This window comes from Clostridium sp. TW13 (assembly GCF_024345225.1).
GTDB lineage: Bacteria > Bacillota > Clostridia > Clostridiales > Clostridiaceae > Inconstantimicrobium > Inconstantimicrobium mannanitabidum.
In genome coordinates this window covers 275,392-292,970 of the sequence record NZ_BROD01000001.1, presented here as the reverse complement: position 1 = coordinate 292,970, position 17,579 = coordinate 275,392, and the positions used below count along the sequence as shown (strand labels likewise).

Below are 17,579 nucleotides of genomic sequence, written 5' to 3'. Positions count from 1 at the left end.
CCCCCTAATTTTAAACCTTTTTCTAAAATATTCTACATTTATTAATACATTTTAAATCGAATTACATTTTACTTTAAATTTTTATCATTTTCAACATTTTTCGATTATTTGATTAATAAATACTCAATATAATTCATGCTTTTTTAATTTAAACTTAAACCAAATTAAATAAGTGCATTGATTAGATTTTTTCTAACCAATGCACTTATTCAATCTTTTAATTTATTAACTTATTTCACAAGCATACTTTTAACTTCATTTTCTTTCTGAAACAGAAGACACCCACCATCATGTTCTCCCACTAACATACCTGTTGCATTAAGTTTTTTAAATAGCGGAGATTTTAGTGCTTGTCTTAAAGAAACCTCCCCTAAATTTGTATCTGAATAAGGTGAAAATGGACATGGTTCTGCCGCTCCATCTACATTTATATGAAAGAAACCTCTTCCTGCTGCAAGACATCCTTCTGAATATTTTTCATCCCCAGGAAAAGAAACAAAAACAGAATTTACATACTTTTCTCTAAGCTCTTCAATCTTATTTTCTAGTATTTTACGTTCAACATCAGTTGGAGCCAAAGATTTTGTTGATTCAATTACAGGAACATACTCCACAAATAGCAACGCTCTACATCCCTTATCATATAGTTTTTCAAAAAATACTTCATCTGTAACAGTTCCAACATTCTCAGTGGTAACAGTTACAGAAGCTCCATACAAAATTCCCCTTTCTTTAAGCTTGTCCATAGTCTGCATTAAAATATCATACGTACCTTCCCCACGTCTATTATCAGTTTGAAACTTATCTCCCTCTATACTAATAATAGGCACAAGATTTCTACTATTATCAAATATTTTTAAATAATCATCATTAAGCATTGTTCCATTAGTGAATATAGGAAAAATAATATCCTTCACTCCTGCTGCTTTTTCTATAACCTCTCTTCTCATTAAAGGTTCACCACCAACAAGAAGAATAAATGAAACACCTAATTCATTAGCCTCATTAAAGATTTCTTCCCATCTTTTACTGGATAATTGTTTTTTATTGACACCTTCTCCACAAGATTGATTTGCTCTTGCATAACACCCCTTACAAAATAAGTTACAACTACTAGTTATGCTTGAAATTAAAAATACAGGAACATTTTCTCCTCTTCTTGCCAAGCTTTGTCTTCTATTTTTAGCCTCTTTACTTGATATTGCATACTTTAAAACAAAGGCTATTTCTTTTGGCTTATTAAAAGATGCTTTTACAAGTCCTCTTACAACATTCTCAATTCCCTTGTTCAAATAATCAGCTAAATTAAAATCAGTGTTCATTCCTACATCACCCCTAAGTATAATTATTTAATCCCTTATGTATATTATAGTAAACCATTTAATAAAAAATTCTAATATTTGCTATTTATTTTGATTCCTTATCATCTTCTTATATACTTTTTTGTAGCACCTAACCAATATAGTATAATAGTACCACATTGTTACTTAATAGTATCTTTTTATTAATTATAAGATATCCTTTTTAAACCTTTAGGTTTTATTTTAGTCTTTCTTTTAAACTATTCTTGATAATAGAGTTATATAAAAAAAGCACAAATTGTATTTGCACTTTTTTATAGCTTCTTAAATAATATACTTTACTTCTTTATTGCTGAATAATGTTTCTATCTCCTCCTTAAAGAATTGTTTTATCTCTTCTAGATTCTCTTTTGGATAAACATACTTCCCATATCCAAACTGTCCAAATTTGAACTTACGATCTTCATCCTTCATTGGCAATTCACTTTCTGGGAATATATCAAGTATTCTATTTTTAGCTATAGTGGTATAACGATGAGATATAATTTCAAATGTCACAGGGAATTTTAAATCAGTTGGAAGCTTACTCTTTAGTTCTAATAATAAATCATGATATTCATCTTTCCAATTAGGATAAATGAAAACAGGCGCAATCAGAAATCCTATAGGATAATCAGCACTAGCAGCCTTAATACTAGCTTCTATTCTTTTGTCACGAGAAGCTGTAAAATGCTCATATTGATTTATAACTGCGGAAGTGTTAATACTAAATCTTATTTCTGTATGACCGTTATGCTTCAAGTTAAGAAGAGAATCTACATCACTAAATTTTGTTACAAATCTAAACCTTCCATTTTCACTACTACCAAAAAAGTTTATTGCCTTCTCCAAAGAATGAGTATAAGGTTCCACAGGTATAGGGTCAGATGTAGCTGCACCCTCAAATATAGTTATCTCTAGTAATCTTTCATCTATATATTTCTGAGCTTGATGAAGAATTTCATCTGTATTTGCATGAATCCTCACAAAAGGCTTATCTCCAAGCATTGTATTTAAATAACAATACTCACACTGCCCCATACACCCTGACACCAATGGAAGTTGATAGTGAGCTGATGGTTTACAAGATTGAAACTTTAAACTCTTCTTAGTGCCAACCACCAAAGTCTTCTTACCTTCTCTATATTGAGAGAATAAATCCTCACCTGGTATATGTTGTTTAAGTTTATTGGAACTTAAATTAATTATCTCAATGCTAGTATTGTCTTTAAACTTATTAAGAATTTTCCTCGCTACTTCAAACTCCAAAACATCTTTCTCAAATATAATTCTTTTAGGTACAAACATATCTTTCACTAAAAAACAACTTAAAATAAGCTGCTTTTTCTGTCCCCTTTCTTCTTATGTCTATTTTTCTAACTATTATTTGCTAAAGATAGTTAAGTATACATTAGAATAATTATTAGCACTGCTTAATTTCTTTATTAACATGAAAAATTATATTATAAGCTTCTTCCCAGTACTTTTCTGGTATATCACAGTGATCTACTTCTCTATCACTTATTAACGCAAGTTCTTTTGCTTTTTCTATAACTTCAGGTAGAAGATTATTTCCTGTCTTTATTTCATGCATTATAATTTTTGAAAATATAGGTGCCCTCTCTACTAAATCACTTTGTGTATATTCCTCAATTGTTCTTTCAATATCATAATCAAGCGAAATTAATTCTGGCTGATAAAATTCATTATCACAATGCAAAATTGCAAATTGTGACTTACCATTAGAACTTAAAGGTACTCCTACTGAACCTGGATTTATGAGCATCTTACCTTCAAAATTAAATATTCCCTGTCTATGTGTATGACCACAAATAAGTAAATTTGTTTCGCACTGTCTAAGATTTTCCTCTGCTTCTTTGCTGCCTACGTTCAAAAACTCAGTTGTTGAATTTAAAGAACCATGACAGATTGTAAATTCAGGAGCTCCTTCAATAGATACTTTCATTGTAATTGGACATGCTTTAAAGAAATCCATATCCTGTTGCTTTAGATTTTCATATGTATATAGCAAAGATCCACTACTAGAACCATTATGCCAATCAGCATACACTCCATTCTCATAATTAATTTGATAATCCTCTCTGTTTCCTCTAATAAACCAAGTTTTATATTTTTCTGATACTTTTTTTATCAATTCCATGGTTTTCTGTGGATGTGGACAATCACTGATATAATCTCCTAAAAATACAAACCCATTTACTCTAACTTCTTCACAATGAGTTAAACACTTTTCCAATGCAATATAATTACTATGAATATCTCCAAGCAATGCTAATTTCATTTTGGAACATCCTCCTTATTGCAACATAAATAAATTCTCACATGTTAATTATTGTTGCAAATAATATATTTAATTATTCTATAATGTCACGGATTAATCTAGAGTATATTGAAATTTATAACACCAACTATAAATCTATAAAAACATTTACCCATAAAAATATAAACATATATAAATATTTATAGTAAAACTGCACCTTCAATCATATCCCTAAAAATAATGCATCGGAGAAAAGCACTGATATTGCTAGTAATAGCATAATTTTAGTATCTTAACCCTATAAATTTCAAATCCAATACCAATAATTGCTTTAATTTCTATTTGTATCTTATCTTCTATTCTGATATAATTCATTTGTTTAGTTTTACTAAAAATGTTATTAAAGTTATAAAAGGAGGAATTGATTTGAAATTCAAAAAAGTAATTTCAACACTAAGCATAGCTACTATGTTGCTTGCTTTTAGTGGATGTACTAAAGATTTAGATTTAAGCATCAATATTAAAAATGGGGATAAGTATGTTATCCACGAAGTCACAAACCAAGATATGACTATGACTTTAGGAACTCAACAAATGGCAACAAACCAAACTGTTGATATGAACTTATTAATGGACGTAAAAGATGTTGATAAGGATAAAAATGTCACAATCGAATATAAATATGATTCAATGAAAATGTCAGCCACTTCAAATGGTCAATCAATGACCTATGATTCTACAAAGGCTGATGAAAGCAATCCATTAAATGAAGTTTACAAAGGAATCATCGGAAAGTCTTTTACAGTAAAGATGACTAATAAAGGTAAGTTATTAGAAATAAAAGGTGTAACAGATTTAATTAACTCAATTTTAGATAAAGTTAATGTGCCTGATGCTCAAAAAGAAACACTTAAGTCTTCATTAACTAGAAGTTTTGGTGATGATGCAATAAAGTCAATGGTTCAACAATCAATGGACATTTATCCAGATAAGGCTGTAAAGAAAGATGATACTTGGAACAAAAAATATGATATTAAAACTGTTTTTCCTATAACTGTTGATAATACATTTAAACTTTTAAGCAATGACAGTTCAGAAGTATCTTTAAACCAACAATCAAATATCACTGCTGATACTAAAGGTACTCCAATAGATATTATGGGTATAAAATCTAATATTAATTTAACTGGTACTTCTACAGGAACTGTAAAAATAAATAAGAGTAACGGTTTATTACAAAGCGGTGAAGTAACTGAAAATATGAGTGGCGAGATGCAAATGCTAAAAAGCAGTCTTATCCCTCAAGATATAAAAGTCCCAATGAAAATGACTGCTAAAATAACTTACGATATTAAAAAGAAATAGATATACAAATATTAATAATAATTTATTTCTGCTTAAAACAAAATCCTCTAGGTTAAACCCCTAGAGGATTTTTATACTCTTTATTGCTACTGTTCACTTCTTTCAAATTTTCTTATGAAGAAAAATATCAGTATTACCCCCATAATTGCTCCTAAGATTCCTTCTCCATTAATCCCAATTAAATTACCTTCAATAATTCCTTTTCTATTTACATAAATATCTCCTAACAGCATAACGTTTATAGAATTCCATACAGAATGTATAAATAAAACTGGAACTATATTTTTTGATAAATAGAAACAATATGAAGATGGGAAGCTATAAGTAAAAGCCGCTATAGCTTGAAATACACATAGTAAAAGTGGATTTGACATTCCTGTTGCTTGTCCAAGTAAAAATACTACTGGTGCATGAAACAATGCCCACACTATACCAACTATAATTGTAGCTTTAGTTTTACCATGCTCTTGAGTCAACTTTGGAAGAAGATATCCCCTCCAACCATACTCCTCTCCTAGTGCAGCTGGCAATGTAAGTATCACTGATATAAGTATAACTATAATATCTCTTATTACAGGAATCTTTGCATTAGTCAAATGTCCAACACCCATAACCTCTGCCAGCAATCCACAAACAATTAAAAACACTATGGGATACAATATACCAAATAGCATTGCTTTCATATTCATCTTGTTTTTGAAGCACTCATATATTTTGTTTTTATCTTTATACTGAATCCAATTAAAAAGCACAGCTAATCCACCTGGAATAAACATAAGAAGCGAAAAATATTTAATTCCTATATTTGCATCAATAAATAGAGCAAAAGATACAATCCAGGTAGCTAAAAGCACAGCCACAATGTAAATTTTCGAATAACTTTTTTCGTTCATGATAATATTCTCTCCTTCAAACTTGCAGTTAGTTTGGTAAATCCTTCTTTTCTATATCTCTTATAGATAAATATGCAATTAATATTCCTACTACTGATAAAATACATGGAACAATTACAATTGATGCTAGCCTAAATTGTTCATTACCACTATTAAGCAGTGAAGTCATTATTATTGAAGTTACTATTACTAGTCCTCTCTTTTTCTTTCTAACTGCAAAATAAACTGGTATTAAACTTAATATTGAGTTTAAGGCTGCATCTATTACTATATCAATAAATGAGTGCATGCTAATTGAGAATGCACTAGCACTTGTAACCTTAGAAAATATATTAGCTACATAAAACACTCCGTGCATAAAAAGATTTGATGCTAACATTGCTACAAAAATAAATCCCACAACTACAATAAACTTTGCAGCCATAATTTTCTTCCTTTTTATAGGATACATGAACATTAAATTTATAGTTTTATTGTTGTACTCATCCATAACAAAGTTTGAAATAAGTACCCCTGCAAAAATAATATAAACACTTCTAACAAATACTTTTGCTATATCATTAAAATTATTAAATACACCTTTATCACCATCCTGAAAAAAGGCTATATACATGCAAAATAGCATAGCCGCTGTTGTTATCCCTGTTGTTATTATACCATCTTTAATAGTACCACCTATCTTATTCTTTTTAAGTTCAAGCCTTATTAAATTAAGCATTTTTTGCATCCTCCTCCAATGTTTTTATGAAATAATCTTCAAGAGAACTCTTCTTTCTAAGGATGGACTCGATATTTACACCACTTAAGATTAATGCCTTTGAAATTTGATTTTGAGATAAATTCAAGTCGTATATTCTTATACAGTCATCATCTAACAATTTAAAGTTAGATATACCTAAGTCATTAGAAAGTACATAACAGGCTTTTCTTAAATCTGATGTAATTATTTCAACATACTCTGTATTGGCGTTTCTTATAGCTTCAACAGGAACTTCCTTAACTAGTTTGGTATTATCAAGTATCCCTATTGTATCTGCAATCTTCTCCATTTCACTTAATATATGACTTGAAAGCAAAATTGTCATCCCGTACTCTCTACTAAGCATTTTAAGAAGCTCTCTTACTTTTCTAATTCCAACAGGATCAAGTCCATTTATTGGTTCATCCAATATAAGAAATTCTGGCTTTGTACTAATTGCTCTTGCAATTCCAAGCCTTTGCTTCATTCCAAGTGAAAAATCCTTAACTTTTTTACTCCCTGTATCTTCTAACTCTACAAGTTTTAGTGCCTTATCTATAGCACTTTTATCATAATATCCAAGATACTCTAGATGGAGTTCAAGATTTTCTCTTGCTGTAAGCTTGTCATAAAACACAGGATATTCAATAATAGCACCAATTCTTTTAAACACTTCATAAGATTCATTTGTAAGCTTTTCTCCCAAGATTTCAATTTCTCCAGCTGTAGGCTTAATCAAATTTGTTATCATCCTCATTATTGTAGTTTTACCTGCACCATTAGGTCCTAAAAGTCCGTAAATTTCACCTTTTTTTATATTAATATTTACATCTGACACACAATCCTTACCATTGAATATTTTAGTAAGTTTAGTAGTTCGTAATACATATTCCATGTTATCGCTCCTCTCAGCTTTATTACATTTTTTATTTTACAGCTGGTAATTATCTTTTTTATTAATCAAATCTTACAAAAATCTTAAGTTTGAGCACCTGAAGGTACATATGTTTATATTCTAGTCTATTTTCAGTTATACTGTGTAGACAGAACTCTTGGAAAGATTTCTATCTGTAAAACATACTTTCTTGTGCAACTAAAAATACCTGTTGCATATTTCAACTTATTATTTATTCTCAAGTGTCTTAAATTTTAAGGACATGCCTCTGTAGCAAAAGCACGTCCTCTTTCCTTTTCGATTATTATATATTTTTATAAAAGTTAGCACAAAGAACCTAGAATTTTATCTTTTTAGCTAATTATTTATTACTAAGCTAATAAGTTATTTTTTGAAGTTTAACTGTAAATGTCGTCTTCTCATATGGTTTGCTGATAAGCAGAATTTCTCCACCAAGCTTTTCTACAAGCCTTTTTGTTATTGTGAGACCAAGTCCACTACCTTCATACTCTTTATTTCTTGAGTCCTCAAGAGTGTACATTCTTTCAAACACCTTATCCTGCTCTTTTTCTTCTATGCCTTTTCCTTTGTCCCAAATATCCACATATACAAATTCTTCATCACATCTTAATCCTAACCCCAAAACTCTTCCGCTACTTCCGTACTTAATTGAATTGGATATTAAATTATTCAATATTCTATCTAGGGCTTCTTGATTTCCTCTTGCATAAATATTGATTTCTGGAATATCTATATTTACATCCATTTGCTTGCTGGTTAACATATCATAATAATTCAATATATTTTTTCTACAAACTTCATTCATGTTTACTCTAGTAATAGGAATCTCCTTATCACCTGATTCAAGCTTTGACAGGTCAAAAAACTTATTTATAAGCTTCACTATTTCAAGTGTTTTATCTTGTACCTTTGAAAGCAATACTTGTCTCTCTTCAACACTTAAGTCTTGTTGCATATTTAAAGTTTCTATATATCCTAATATAACAGTAAGGGGTGTTTTCAAATCATGAGAAATATTTGATAACATCTTTCTCATAGATATCTCTTTTTTTCTATAATCCACTAGGATCTTTTGGTTAAATTCTAATAGTTTGTTAACTTCTACAAGCATCTCCTTAGTTGCTGAATCTCCTGAAACCACCATTACTTTTTCATCTGACTGCTCTTTCATTATTTCATGAAGCTTTTCTTTAATATAAATTAGACTCTTACTATTTTCTTTATTTCTTCTATACTGAAATAAAATTATACAAGCTAATATAAAAATAATTAAATATAATACTATCATTTTACATCACCAAGCTTGTAGCCTATACCCCAAAGAGTTTTTATATATTTAGGGTTCGAAGGATCATCCTCAATTTTTTCTCTTATTCTTCTCATGTGCACATTTATAACATTCTCATCACCATAATATTCTTCTCCCCATATAAAAGAATAAATTTGTGCCTTTGTAAAAACTCTACTTGGATTTTGAATAAATAATTTTAATATCTCAAATTCTTTGGAAGTAAGCTGTATATTCTCATTATTTTTACTTACTAAAAAGTTATCTAAATCTATAGTTAAATTACCAAATTTAATTATCTTTATTTCTTCCTTTTCAATTGTATTTGAGTATTTTGTAGCCCTTCTAATAGATGCCTTTATTCTTGCAGAAAGTTCTATCATTGAAAAAGGCTTGGATATATAATCATCAGCACCAAAACCAAGACCTAGAGCCTTGTCCACATCAGTATCCTTAGCAGACATTATAAGCACAGGTATCAAACTCTTTTCTCTGATTATTCTAAGTACTTCCATTCCATCAAGCTTAGGCATCATGATATCAAGAATTATCATGTCAAAATTGCCTCTTAAAAATTTTTCAACTCCCTCTTCACCATCAAAGGCAGTATCCACTGAAAAACCATCCTTGATTAAATAATCTTTCACCATCTCACTGATAGACTTATCATCTTCTATAATTAATATCTTATTATTCATGTTATTTCATAACTCCCCTTATACAAATACAAAAATAGTTAACTATATTATACCTAATTTTCTACTAAAAGTATCACAGTCTTAAAATTACAATGATTTTTACAACCATTTTTTCAATAGAAGAAGCATGCTAATAATATAAATTTAACATGCTTTTTTATATTTAAGTATTCAGTTTTTAACGAACAATATGAGTTGTGCACTATATTAATTTCGCAAACTAATGATATATTTATCTATTGCAATTGCAGAAACAAATAAGATTACAACATCTACAACACTCCTAAAAAGCATTTGAGGCATAATACCTTTCGTTATTAATCCCATAAAGCAATTAAATATTATCCAATTTGCTCCAATAGTTGATACAAACCTTAATGCTATACGGTAATGCTTTTTTTCAAATGCTAATAAAGGATATAAAATCACATAAATACATCCCATGAATAATCCAAATAATACTGTCCATAAATAGCATTCAATTGGATATAAAGAAGTATCATTGGTTATAAACCCACTTTCATAACCAATTGTTCTCCCTATAAGAATACCTATTGCAATAATTAGAATTGCCTTAATCTTTTTAGTTACGTGTAATTTTTCAATCTCATTACTACTCTTATTATTACTTAATGTAAAAAGAGTAATGGTGAAACATAGTAATATTGCAGGTATCCCATCTCCTACTCCCATAATAAATTGATACTTTACAAACTCAATTCCCCAGATTGAAAAAGGAGAACCTCCAATTACAACTTCTTGCATTCCAATCAAATAAATCATTGCAAAGGATATTCCAAATCTAATACCAGCTTGTAATTTAGACAACTTTGTTCTTCTACCTATATATCCTACTGCTATGGCACATTGCGTAAATAGCACAATAAAATAAAACATTGCTATTGCAGGAAAGCCAAACCATTTAACAAGAATACTATCAAACTTTGTTGCATCTACTGCTGCTGGCAGAATAGCATGAATAATTATCGCCAAAATAGTACAAGTTATAACTGTAACTATATTTATTACAATTGCCTTCTTTGTACTTATACATTTTGTCTTCATTACTCCCCTCCAAACTAATTTATAATTCTTAAATCTAACTATACATAATTCACAAGCACTTTTGAGATGTAATAAATTTATTACATCTGCTTTCGTACTGCAAAAAACTCATAAAAACTATTGTATTTTATTATTTCATGTTCTTAAAAAACTTTATATTAAAATATAATGCAAAGAGTGCTAGTATCGTAAATATTGCCATCTTTGTTATGATAGCTCCAATTGGAAGTGATATTCCTGCTACTATCTGAAATACGGTTTGAATTGGTAGCATTATCCCAATAATACTGCATACTGTCAATAGCAACTCTAATAAAACATATCCCATTGCATTTCGCTTTTTCAATTGAAATAAGCAAATCACAGCAGTAGGAGCAATAAGCCCCATATCTAAAACATATGTGATTTGTGTTGTATAAACTTCAATTAATTCTAAAGAACGACCCAATACTAGTGAATTAATGATGTCTGGAAGCCAAGCTACAATAAGTGTAATTGCTACGAAAGTTAAGAATATATATATTCCTTTAAGTGGCAATTCCTCCCCCATATTCTCTACTATCTGCTTTTTATCCATACTTGAAATTGCAATAATTAATCCAAAAACACTGGCTGAAAAAAGTGCAATATATACTAGGTGTAATATATTATAAGTTACTCCAAATGCTATACTTGCAGAATAGTAAGTAAATAAAGAAATTACTGACATTAAGAACAATCGATTTTTCAATTTTCTCTTCTTGATATCTAGTATCAATGCTAGTATTAAGATTGGAATGGCAACACATATGATTGCAAAATCTGTTCCCCGAAATATAGGTGCCATAAAATACGAATCACGTGCATACAATCCACTTCCATATATTTTCACTGTATCACCATATTGATTCACAAAATTGAATGCTTTTCCTCCCGTTTCATACAAAAGACCTATTGATGATGTTAAAATACTCAATACAATTATAATAATAGTAATTATATGCAAACTTTTATCATTATCCTCTCCCACAATAACCCTCCCATTATTTTTATTATTTCTCATTTAAACCATCTTTTAATACTAAATATAAATTCACTCTATTCTTTATTTATTGATTGAGCAAATTCATTAATATTTTCTTCTGAAAGTGTTGATGTATCCTCATTTGTCTTAGAAACTATCTTCATGATTAACTTCTCAAAGAAATTCATTTTCTTTAAGATTAACTCTCCCCCAAAATGTTTTACTGTAGCAGCTTTACTTAATAACTCATTAGGATAATAATTCTTTACCAAAGTCTCAAAATCCTTATCACTCATACCGCATATAAAGAAGCCAAGCTTTTTGTTTTTTAATACACTAAGATTTTCTAGGCAGAATTGTTTTATTTCTTTCTGAATCTGTCCTGCATATATTGAACCTCCAATTATAACCTTATCAAATGAAGCTACATCAGGTATAGTTTGCTTTTTTATATTAACTAACACCACTTCCCCCTGTAACTTATTCTTTAAAATTTCACTACATTTTTCTGCTGTACCATGTTTGGTTCCATAAACAATTAATGTTCTCATTTTGAATCCTCCCTTTATTTCATAATTCCGTTAATAAGCATCTTAAAATGATGATCTATAAGTCTTTCCTTTTGCTGCTCTGATATATTTTTTTCCATTACCAACCTAGACACAAGCCCATGGGTTGATGTCCAAAAAATTTGTGCAGTAAGCTCAGCATCTATATCCCTAAATCTACCTCTTTCTATTCCTAACTCAATAACTTTACACAACCCTTGTATACTACTTCTTTCCTTTGAAACTCCTTTGTGCAGTATATTTACTTTTTGCTGAACTGATTCTATATCACTCATCAAAATAGCTTTAAACCGCTGTGGAGTTTTTAACATAAGTTCAATATAACTCCTTAAATTATTTTCTATAGTTTTTTCTGGTTCTTCTATATCTATAGGCTCCTTACCTACACATTTCAATATATTTTTATACCCCTCATCAACAATGCATGTTACTATTTCAGCTTTATCTTTAAAGTAGTGATAAATAATACCTGGAGAATACTCTATTTTGTTTGCTATCTTTCTAATTGATAACTTTTCGTACCCTTCCTCAATCAATATTTCATTAGCTGCATCTATTATCTTCTTCATTATGATTTCTTTTTCCATTTGTCTTCTTTCTGTTATTCCCATAGTCTACTCTGCTCCAATCTTCTTTCCTATCTCATAAGCTTTACTTTCATCCTTTTCCCCATTTTTAAATCCTACTTTTTCAGTAGCTTTTCTGCTGCCAAGTTGTGTCTCAACTTTGTCTAATTCACCATTACTTAATTCACCGCCGGTTACAAATACAAGTACTTTTTGGGTATCAGAAATTTTTATAGACTTCATATAATCAGATAAAGTAGTTGAAGTTTGTCCGATATACACAGGAGAACCAAAAACAACAATTGAATACTGAGAAATATCCTTAGACATATGCTTTCCTGGATAGTTAATTGTAACTTCATAACCTGACTGATTAATTCCTTTTGCTAAGCTCTCAGCAATCTTATTTGTAGTCTTGCCCCTTGATGGTTGATATACTACTAAGGCTTTTTTTGCATTTTGTCTTTCTGACTTTAATATTTGATTATGATCACCATAATCCTTATTATTTGCTTTTACAAACCAAGAAAAACCTAAAACTACTGCGATTATTAGTACTATAAAACCTATAAATACTTTTCCTAAAACTTTTAACCCTCTTTTCATCTCACACCTCATACATACAATTTTTACAGTTTGAAATATAATCCGCATTTTAACTAAGTTTATGAACAATTATAGCATTTATTAAACAGCGTACTTTTATTAAACACTGTTTAATATATGGTAACATATATGTTTTTTTATGTAAATATATAACTACAAAAATATAATTTGTGATATATTGCAGTGAATTAATCGTTATAAACTTAATGATTTAAAAATTTATTTTTATGATAGCTATTCAAGAACAATTGTATGATAATAATATTAATAAAAGCTGCCTTGGTAATGAGCATAAATATAATTATTAGGTTGTATATGGAACTGTTCCATCAGAATGTTGGTGTCCAAGCTGCAAAAATTCGACATTTTCCCGACAAAATATAGCACTTTTCTACCAACATTTAAGTGGAATAGTTCTATACGCATTTATACTATATAAATATATGGTACTTTAGCTAGCAAAACAAAACATTCTTAAACATAATAAAATAACTTTAAAGTGGAATTTAAAATTAGAAATAATATACTGATTGGAGATTAGATATGATTAATTTGAGACCTCACCATGGACTTTGCATTCAACATTTTATAGGAAAAGGTTATAGCAAAGACTTTGTGGAAAATATGAGAAAAACTATTAACCTATTAGAGAGTAATGAAAACTCTAAAATTACACTAACTGTAGGAGTAGATAAAATTTGTAGTTTTTGCCCCAACAATCAAGAAAATACTTGTTTGTCTGGACAAAAGCCAGAATCTTATGATAATCAATGTTTAAAATTATGTAATCTTAAAACTGGTGATATACTGTATTGGAAAGATTTTAAAAAGAAGGTTCAAGATAATATTTTAAAAGTGAATAAACTTAATGAAGTTTGTGTAGATTGTGAATGGCTATCTATATGTGAAGCCATTTATAAATAAAATTTTTTACCTATCTGACTTTATTATAATTTCCTAAAGAATAAAAAGCTGCTGCACAATTTATTATATAAAACTATGCAACAGTTTTTTGTTTAAATTTCTATTAAGCCGCTTTTATACTGCTAAAAATATTGTCACCGAGCATCGAAATAAATTTTGATATTCCCTGATTTACAGGTCCACCCTTAGTAATAGTTCCTGATGCTCCATTAGAACCTGGAACAAAAGTGTAAGTTCCAGCTTGGAAAGTATAATTCTTACCTTGATTATTATCCCACTTTCCATTCCCATCATTGAAGCAAGCTTGTAACTTTGCAGCCATTCCAAGATCTATTGTTATTTTATTATATCCAGCTATATCAGATGTAGGTATTTTTACTCCAGGAACTGAAGTCCAAGAACCCCCATCAACACAATAATGAATATATGGTGTTGAATACCCTTGTTTATAATAAATTGTAACAACATTTCCTACTTCTCCACCAACAGTAATAGTATTACTCTTGTCTGAAATAGGATTATTCATCGAATCAAGTGCTCTTACATAATAGTTATACTTTGTATTCTTTGGTGAGATATTAGTGTCTGTATAGCTTGTTGCACCGATAGACAATCCAATTAACTTATCATCTCTGTAGATGCCATAACCTGCTACATACTTACTTCCTATCACTTTAGATTCATTCCATGTAAGTGTAACTGATGAATCAGTGGTATTTGTAGCTGTAAGATTACTTGGTGCTGTGATACTATCTTTAATTTGTGGAACGTCTTGTGTCATTGTGTGAGTATCTCCATCAATTGTCCAATTACCTTCTCCCACAGTGTAATTGTTAGAATTGTTATTATCCCAATTACCTCCATTTAAATTAAAGCATACCTTTGCACTATTATCAGAGCCAAGATCTATTGTATATTCTTTATATCCAGAATACGTTGAATCACTCATAAGCTTACCTGGAACTGCTGTCCATGTTCCATCAATACAATAATGTATATTATTTCTTCCAGCAGCGCTCTTGTAGTAGATAGTTGATTTACTTGCGTCTGTAGTTACGTTTAAATTATTGCTACTTTGTGAACAATTATATCCGTCATAAGCTTCCACATAATAGGTATACTCAGAATTAGAATTGACTGATTCATCAGTAGTCTTGGTATCAGTTGTATCTGCAACTAGAGCAGGAATTGTATATAGATGAGTTTTTCCTAAACGGTAAACATGATAACGAACTTTATAGTTATCAGTAGATGGACTCCAACTTAAACTTACTGACTTACTTGATTTGCTTGTACAAATTAAATTTGTTGGCGTGGTTGGAGGTATATTATCCTGTAAGGTTGATACTTCTATAGAATTTGATAGTATTGAATAATTCCCATCAGCATCATATGCTAAAACTGAAAAATCATGAGATTCACCTGGTGTCAGATTATCTACAGTAAATTCTGGTTTTGTACTTGTCCACATTTTTTGGCCTGATTCATATATATCATATCCTACAACTGAACTTGTAGAAGATGGAGTCCAAGATAAATGTATCGAAGTTAAAGTTTGAGAATCAGAATGTAAATTAGTAGGAGCTGCAATATTCACCGAATTTACACAGAACTTTGTCATATTTCCATCAAGTATTGTAGGCATAGAAATAGGTGCTGTATACTCATTCGAAGTTGAATTATCAATAATTTTAAAATCCTTTATTGTCAGCGGTGAACCATCTTTTGATGTATCAGAAATTTCTACTCCCCACTTATGGGATAAAAAGTCTTTTTTATCTGCTTTGTCTAAAAGGCTAGTTAAATCAATAACAAAGCTAGAATCACAGGCATTAGCTGTTCCATCAAAGGAAAAATCTCCACCATTGATAAGTAAAATTCCAGGTCTAAAATTTATATCTGTATCTTTATTTCCATCTAAATTAAATTTAGTGATAATTTGATCTCTCTTTGAAGTATTTAAAGTAAATTGTGCCATAACCTTTGGTGTATAAGTGCTTGGTTTTACTGAAATCCAGTATAGTGTATTACTATCAAAAACAGGCATTCTGCTTGTCCCTGAAGGATTATTGTTAACACTAGATACCTCATTCAACGCATCGTATGAAATCCACATAAATCCTTTGTTTCCCCAATCAGTTCCCCATGAATTTGCAATCTTAAAAGCACCTTTTTCACCTGGTTCTACTTTTCCATCCTTATTTAAATCCACCCAGATATTATCATTATATCCCACAACAGTCATGGCATGTCCACCATCCTGTGTTCTGTTTTCCCAGGCACATATAGATTGTCCTACATAATCATCATCTAATGTTGTGGATGGATCATCTTTTACTACGTAATCCGAAGTGTTCCATGAAAAAATATAAGTAGTAAAGGTTAGAACTTTACCATTTGCTAGTAATGATTTTACTTCATTTAAATGTGAATCACTTGGTGAAGTAATTGGTGTTTTAGTTGAATTATCTCCTATAGTCACATATCCAGATTCATCAATTCTATTTTTCATAGCAGTTTTATATATAGAGGCATTGGTTGGCCATGCTCTATAGTTTGTTTCAGGAACTGTATCAGGTGAATATGGATAATCTGCTAAGGAAGGAACACCATTCTCTTGCATTATTCGATAATTTCCACTTATACTGCTACCATTATTATTTATACCATTAACAAAATTATAAGTCCATTTAGGTGAATACTTATTTAAATTATTTGGATCATTTTTAGCATCTTTATTACGATCAAAATTCAATGTATATGACATTTGATAATATGTGGTAGCAAAACTAGCACAGGTTCCCAAACTTCCCTGATTTCCGATTGTAGGAAAGTACTTCAATGTACTATTATCAGCTGAACTTGGTAATTCTGAAGTAGCGTTCTCATTAGCAGCACTTTTACTTAATGAATTAATTCTATCTGTTCTTAATTCACTAGCCTTATTTTTCTCATTGCTTTTTCTCTGGTGCGCTAAGGAGTTCAAGTCTACCTTAGTCGTTTTTATCATATTTTTATCCATCCATGCCTTTTCTTCTTTTGTAGGTGCTTTAACTCCATAATTACTTTTTTTAGATGGTACATCATTATTGTTTTTGCTTGAAACCATATTTACGCTACTTCTATTTTTCTCAGCTGCATAAACTGCTTTGCCTTGAAATGGACTTGCTAAAGCTATAAATGATAATACTGTTAATATTGAAGTTATTCGTTTAAATTTTTGCATATACTTTCCCCCTTGTTTGGTTTAATTATAAATAGATTACTAGAATTGTACATTTGTTTCTAATTATAGATTCTCTACGTAGTGAATCGTTTAAAAAAGC

Annotated in this window: 16 protein-coding genes; 2 read left to right on the top strand and 14 right to left on the bottom strand. The window is 29.9% G+C overall.

Going from position 1 to position 17,579, the window contains the following annotated elements; translation table 11 throughout:
• Positions 1-230 precede the first annotated feature (230 nt).
• The 3 genes from OCU47_RS01500 to OCU47_RS01490 all read right to left on the bottom strand — a co-directional run bounded on the left by OCU47_RS01500 (position 231) and on the right by OCU47_RS01490 (position 3,642).
• The gene (locus OCU47_RS01500; RefSeq protein WP_261826826.1) at positions 231-1,322 is read right to left on the bottom strand and encodes a radical SAM/SPASM domain-containing protein; all 1,092 of its coding nucleotides are present in this window, start codon (positions 1,320-1,322) and stop codon (positions 231-233) included.
• A gap of 303 nt (positions 1,323-1,625) precedes the next feature.
• Complete coding sequence (splB, locus tag OCU47_RS01495) at positions 1,626-2,648, bottom strand: spore photoproduct lyase (protein WP_261830565.1); 1,023 nt, start codon at positions 2,646-2,648, stop codon at positions 1,626-1,628.
• A 115-nt stretch (positions 2,649-2,763) separates the two neighbouring features.
• Entirely contained in the window at positions 2,764-3,642 is an 879-nt protein-coding gene (locus OCU47_RS01490) for a metallophosphoesterase family protein (RefSeq protein WP_261826825.1), read from the bottom strand.
• 405 nt (positions 3,643-4,047) lie between these two features.
• Here OCU47_RS01490 and OCU47_RS01485 point away from each other — a divergent pair, with 405 nt between their 5' ends.
• A complete protein-coding gene (locus tag OCU47_RS01485; protein WP_261826824.1) occupies positions 4,048-4,986 on the top strand; it encodes a DUF6263 family protein in 939 nt (312 codons plus the stop codon).
• A gap of 86 nt (positions 4,987-5,072) precedes the next feature.
• Here OCU47_RS01485 and OCU47_RS01480 read toward each other — a convergent pair whose 3' ends face one another.
• The 10 genes from OCU47_RS01480 to OCU47_RS01435 form a co-directional block, all read right to left on the bottom strand.
• Positions 5,073-5,879: a CPBP family intramembrane glutamic endopeptidase gene (locus OCU47_RS01480; protein WP_261826823.1), complete on the bottom strand. Its 807-nt coding sequence runs from the start codon at positions 5,877-5,879 to the stop codon at positions 5,073-5,075.
• Positions 5,880-5,907: 28 nt separating this feature from the next.
• Positions 5,908-6,597, bottom strand: coding sequence for an ABC transporter permease (locus OCU47_RS01475; RefSeq protein ID WP_261826822.1), 690 nt, complete (start codon positions 6,595-6,597; stop codon positions 5,908-5,910).
• Positions 6,590-7,513, bottom strand: coding sequence for an ABC transporter ATP-binding protein (locus tag OCU47_RS01470; protein ID WP_261826821.1), 924 nt, complete (start codon positions 7,511-7,513; stop codon positions 6,590-6,592). Before OCU47_RS01470 ends, OCU47_RS01475 begins: the two co-directional genes overlap by 8 nt.
• 376 nt (positions 7,514-7,889) lie before the next feature.
• Entirely contained in the window at positions 7,890-8,822 is a 933-nt protein-coding gene (locus tag OCU47_RS01465) for a sensor histidine kinase (RefSeq protein ID WP_261826820.1), read from the bottom strand.
• Complete coding sequence (locus tag OCU47_RS01460) at positions 8,819-9,520, bottom strand: response regulator transcription factor (RefSeq protein WP_261826819.1); 702 nt, start codon at positions 9,518-9,520, stop codon at positions 8,819-8,821. Before OCU47_RS01460 ends, OCU47_RS01465 begins: the two co-directional genes overlap by 4 nt.
• A gap of 207 nt (positions 9,521-9,727) precedes the next feature.
• Entirely contained in the window at positions 9,728-10,585 is an 858-nt protein-coding gene (locus OCU47_RS01455; protein WP_261826818.1) for a hypothetical protein, read from the bottom strand.
• Positions 10,586-10,715: 130 nt separating this feature from the next.
• A complete protein-coding gene (locus OCU47_RS01450; protein ID WP_261826817.1) occupies positions 10,716-11,594 on the bottom strand; it encodes a hypothetical protein in 879 nt (292 codons plus the stop codon).
• A 68-nt stretch (positions 11,595-11,662) separates the two neighbouring features.
• Positions 11,663-12,139, bottom strand: coding sequence for a flavodoxin domain-containing protein (locus OCU47_RS01445; protein ID WP_261826816.1), 477 nt, complete (start codon positions 12,137-12,139; stop codon positions 11,663-11,665).
• 14 nt (positions 12,140-12,153) lie between these two features.
• Positions 12,154-12,768 carry a TetR/AcrR family transcriptional regulator gene (locus OCU47_RS01440; RefSeq protein WP_261826815.1) on the bottom strand — a complete coding sequence of 205 codons (615 nt, stop codon included), beginning with the start codon at positions 12,766-12,768 and terminating at the stop codon, positions 12,154-12,156.
• 3 nt (positions 12,769-12,771) lie between these two features.
• Entirely contained in the window at positions 12,772-13,329 is a 558-nt protein-coding gene (locus OCU47_RS01435; protein ID WP_261826814.1) for a flavodoxin family protein, read from the bottom strand.
• A gap of 543 nt (positions 13,330-13,872) precedes the next feature.
• Here OCU47_RS01435 and OCU47_RS01430 point away from each other — a divergent pair.
• Positions 13,873-14,253: a DUF1284 domain-containing protein gene (locus OCU47_RS01430; protein ID WP_261826813.1), complete on the top strand. Its 381-nt coding sequence runs from the start codon at positions 13,873-13,875 to the stop codon at positions 14,251-14,253.
• Between the two features lie 103 nt (positions 14,254-14,356).
• Here OCU47_RS01430 and OCU47_RS01425 read toward each other — a convergent pair whose 3' ends face one another.
• Positions 14,357-17,479: a carbohydrate binding domain-containing protein gene (locus OCU47_RS01425; protein WP_261826812.1), complete on the bottom strand. Its 3,123-nt coding sequence runs from the start codon at positions 17,477-17,479 to the stop codon at positions 14,357-14,359.
• Positions 17,480-17,579 lie beyond the last annotated feature (100 nt).

What these genes read in the sequence shown, in the direction of transcription:
- OCU47_RS01430 (WP_261826813.1), top strand. Translation starts at nt 13,873, where the DNA reads ATGATTAATTTGAGACCTCACCATGGACTTTGCATTCAACATTTTATA.
- OCU47_RS01440 (WP_261826815.1), bottom strand. Translation starts at nt 12,768, where the DNA reads ATGGGAATAACAGAAAGAAGACAAATGGAAAAAGAAATCATAATGAAG.
- OCU47_RS01470 (WP_261826821.1), bottom strand. Translation starts at nt 7,513, where the DNA reads ATGGAATATGTATTACGAACTACTAAACTTACTAAAATATTCAATGGT.
- OCU47_RS01435 (WP_261826814.1), bottom strand. Translation starts at nt 13,329, where the DNA reads ATGAAAAGAGGGTTAAAAGTTTTAGGAAAAGTATTTATAGGTTTTATA.
- OCU47_RS01460 (WP_261826819.1), bottom strand. Translation starts at nt 9,520, where the DNA reads ATGAATAATAAGATATTAATTATAGAAGATGATAAGTCTATCAGTGAG.
- splB (WP_261830565.1), bottom strand. Translation starts at nt 2,648, where the DNA reads ATGTTTGTACCTAAAAGAATTATATTTGAGAAAGATGTTTTGGAGTTT.
- OCU47_RS01465 (WP_261826820.1), bottom strand. Translation starts at nt 8,822, where the DNA reads ATGATAGTATTATATTTAATTATTTTTATATTAGCTTGTATAATTTTA.
- OCU47_RS01500 (WP_261826826.1), bottom strand. Translation starts at nt 1,322, where the DNA reads ATGAACACTGATTTTAATTTAGCTGATTATTTGAACAAGGGAATTGAG.
- OCU47_RS01455 (WP_261826818.1), bottom strand. Translation starts at nt 10,585, where the DNA reads ATGAAGACAAAATGTATAAGTACAAAGAAGGCAATTGTAATAAATATA.
- OCU47_RS01475 (WP_261826822.1), bottom strand. Translation starts at nt 6,597, where the DNA reads ATGCTTAATTTAATAAGGCTTGAACTTAAAAAGAATAAGATAGGTGGT.
- OCU47_RS01490 (WP_261826825.1), bottom strand. Translation starts at nt 3,642, where the DNA reads ATGAAATTAGCATTGCTTGGAGATATTCATAGTAATTATATTGCATTG.
- OCU47_RS01425 (WP_261826812.1), bottom strand. Translation starts at nt 17,479, where the DNA reads ATGCAAAAATTTAAACGAATAACTTCAATATTAACAGTATTATCATTT.
- OCU47_RS01480 (WP_261826823.1), bottom strand. Translation starts at nt 5,879, where the DNA reads ATGAACGAAAAAAGTTATTCGAAAATTTACATTGTGGCTGTGCTTTTA.
- OCU47_RS01445 (WP_261826816.1), bottom strand. Translation starts at nt 12,139, where the DNA reads ATGAGAACATTAATTGTTTATGGAACCAAACATGGTACAGCAGAAAAA.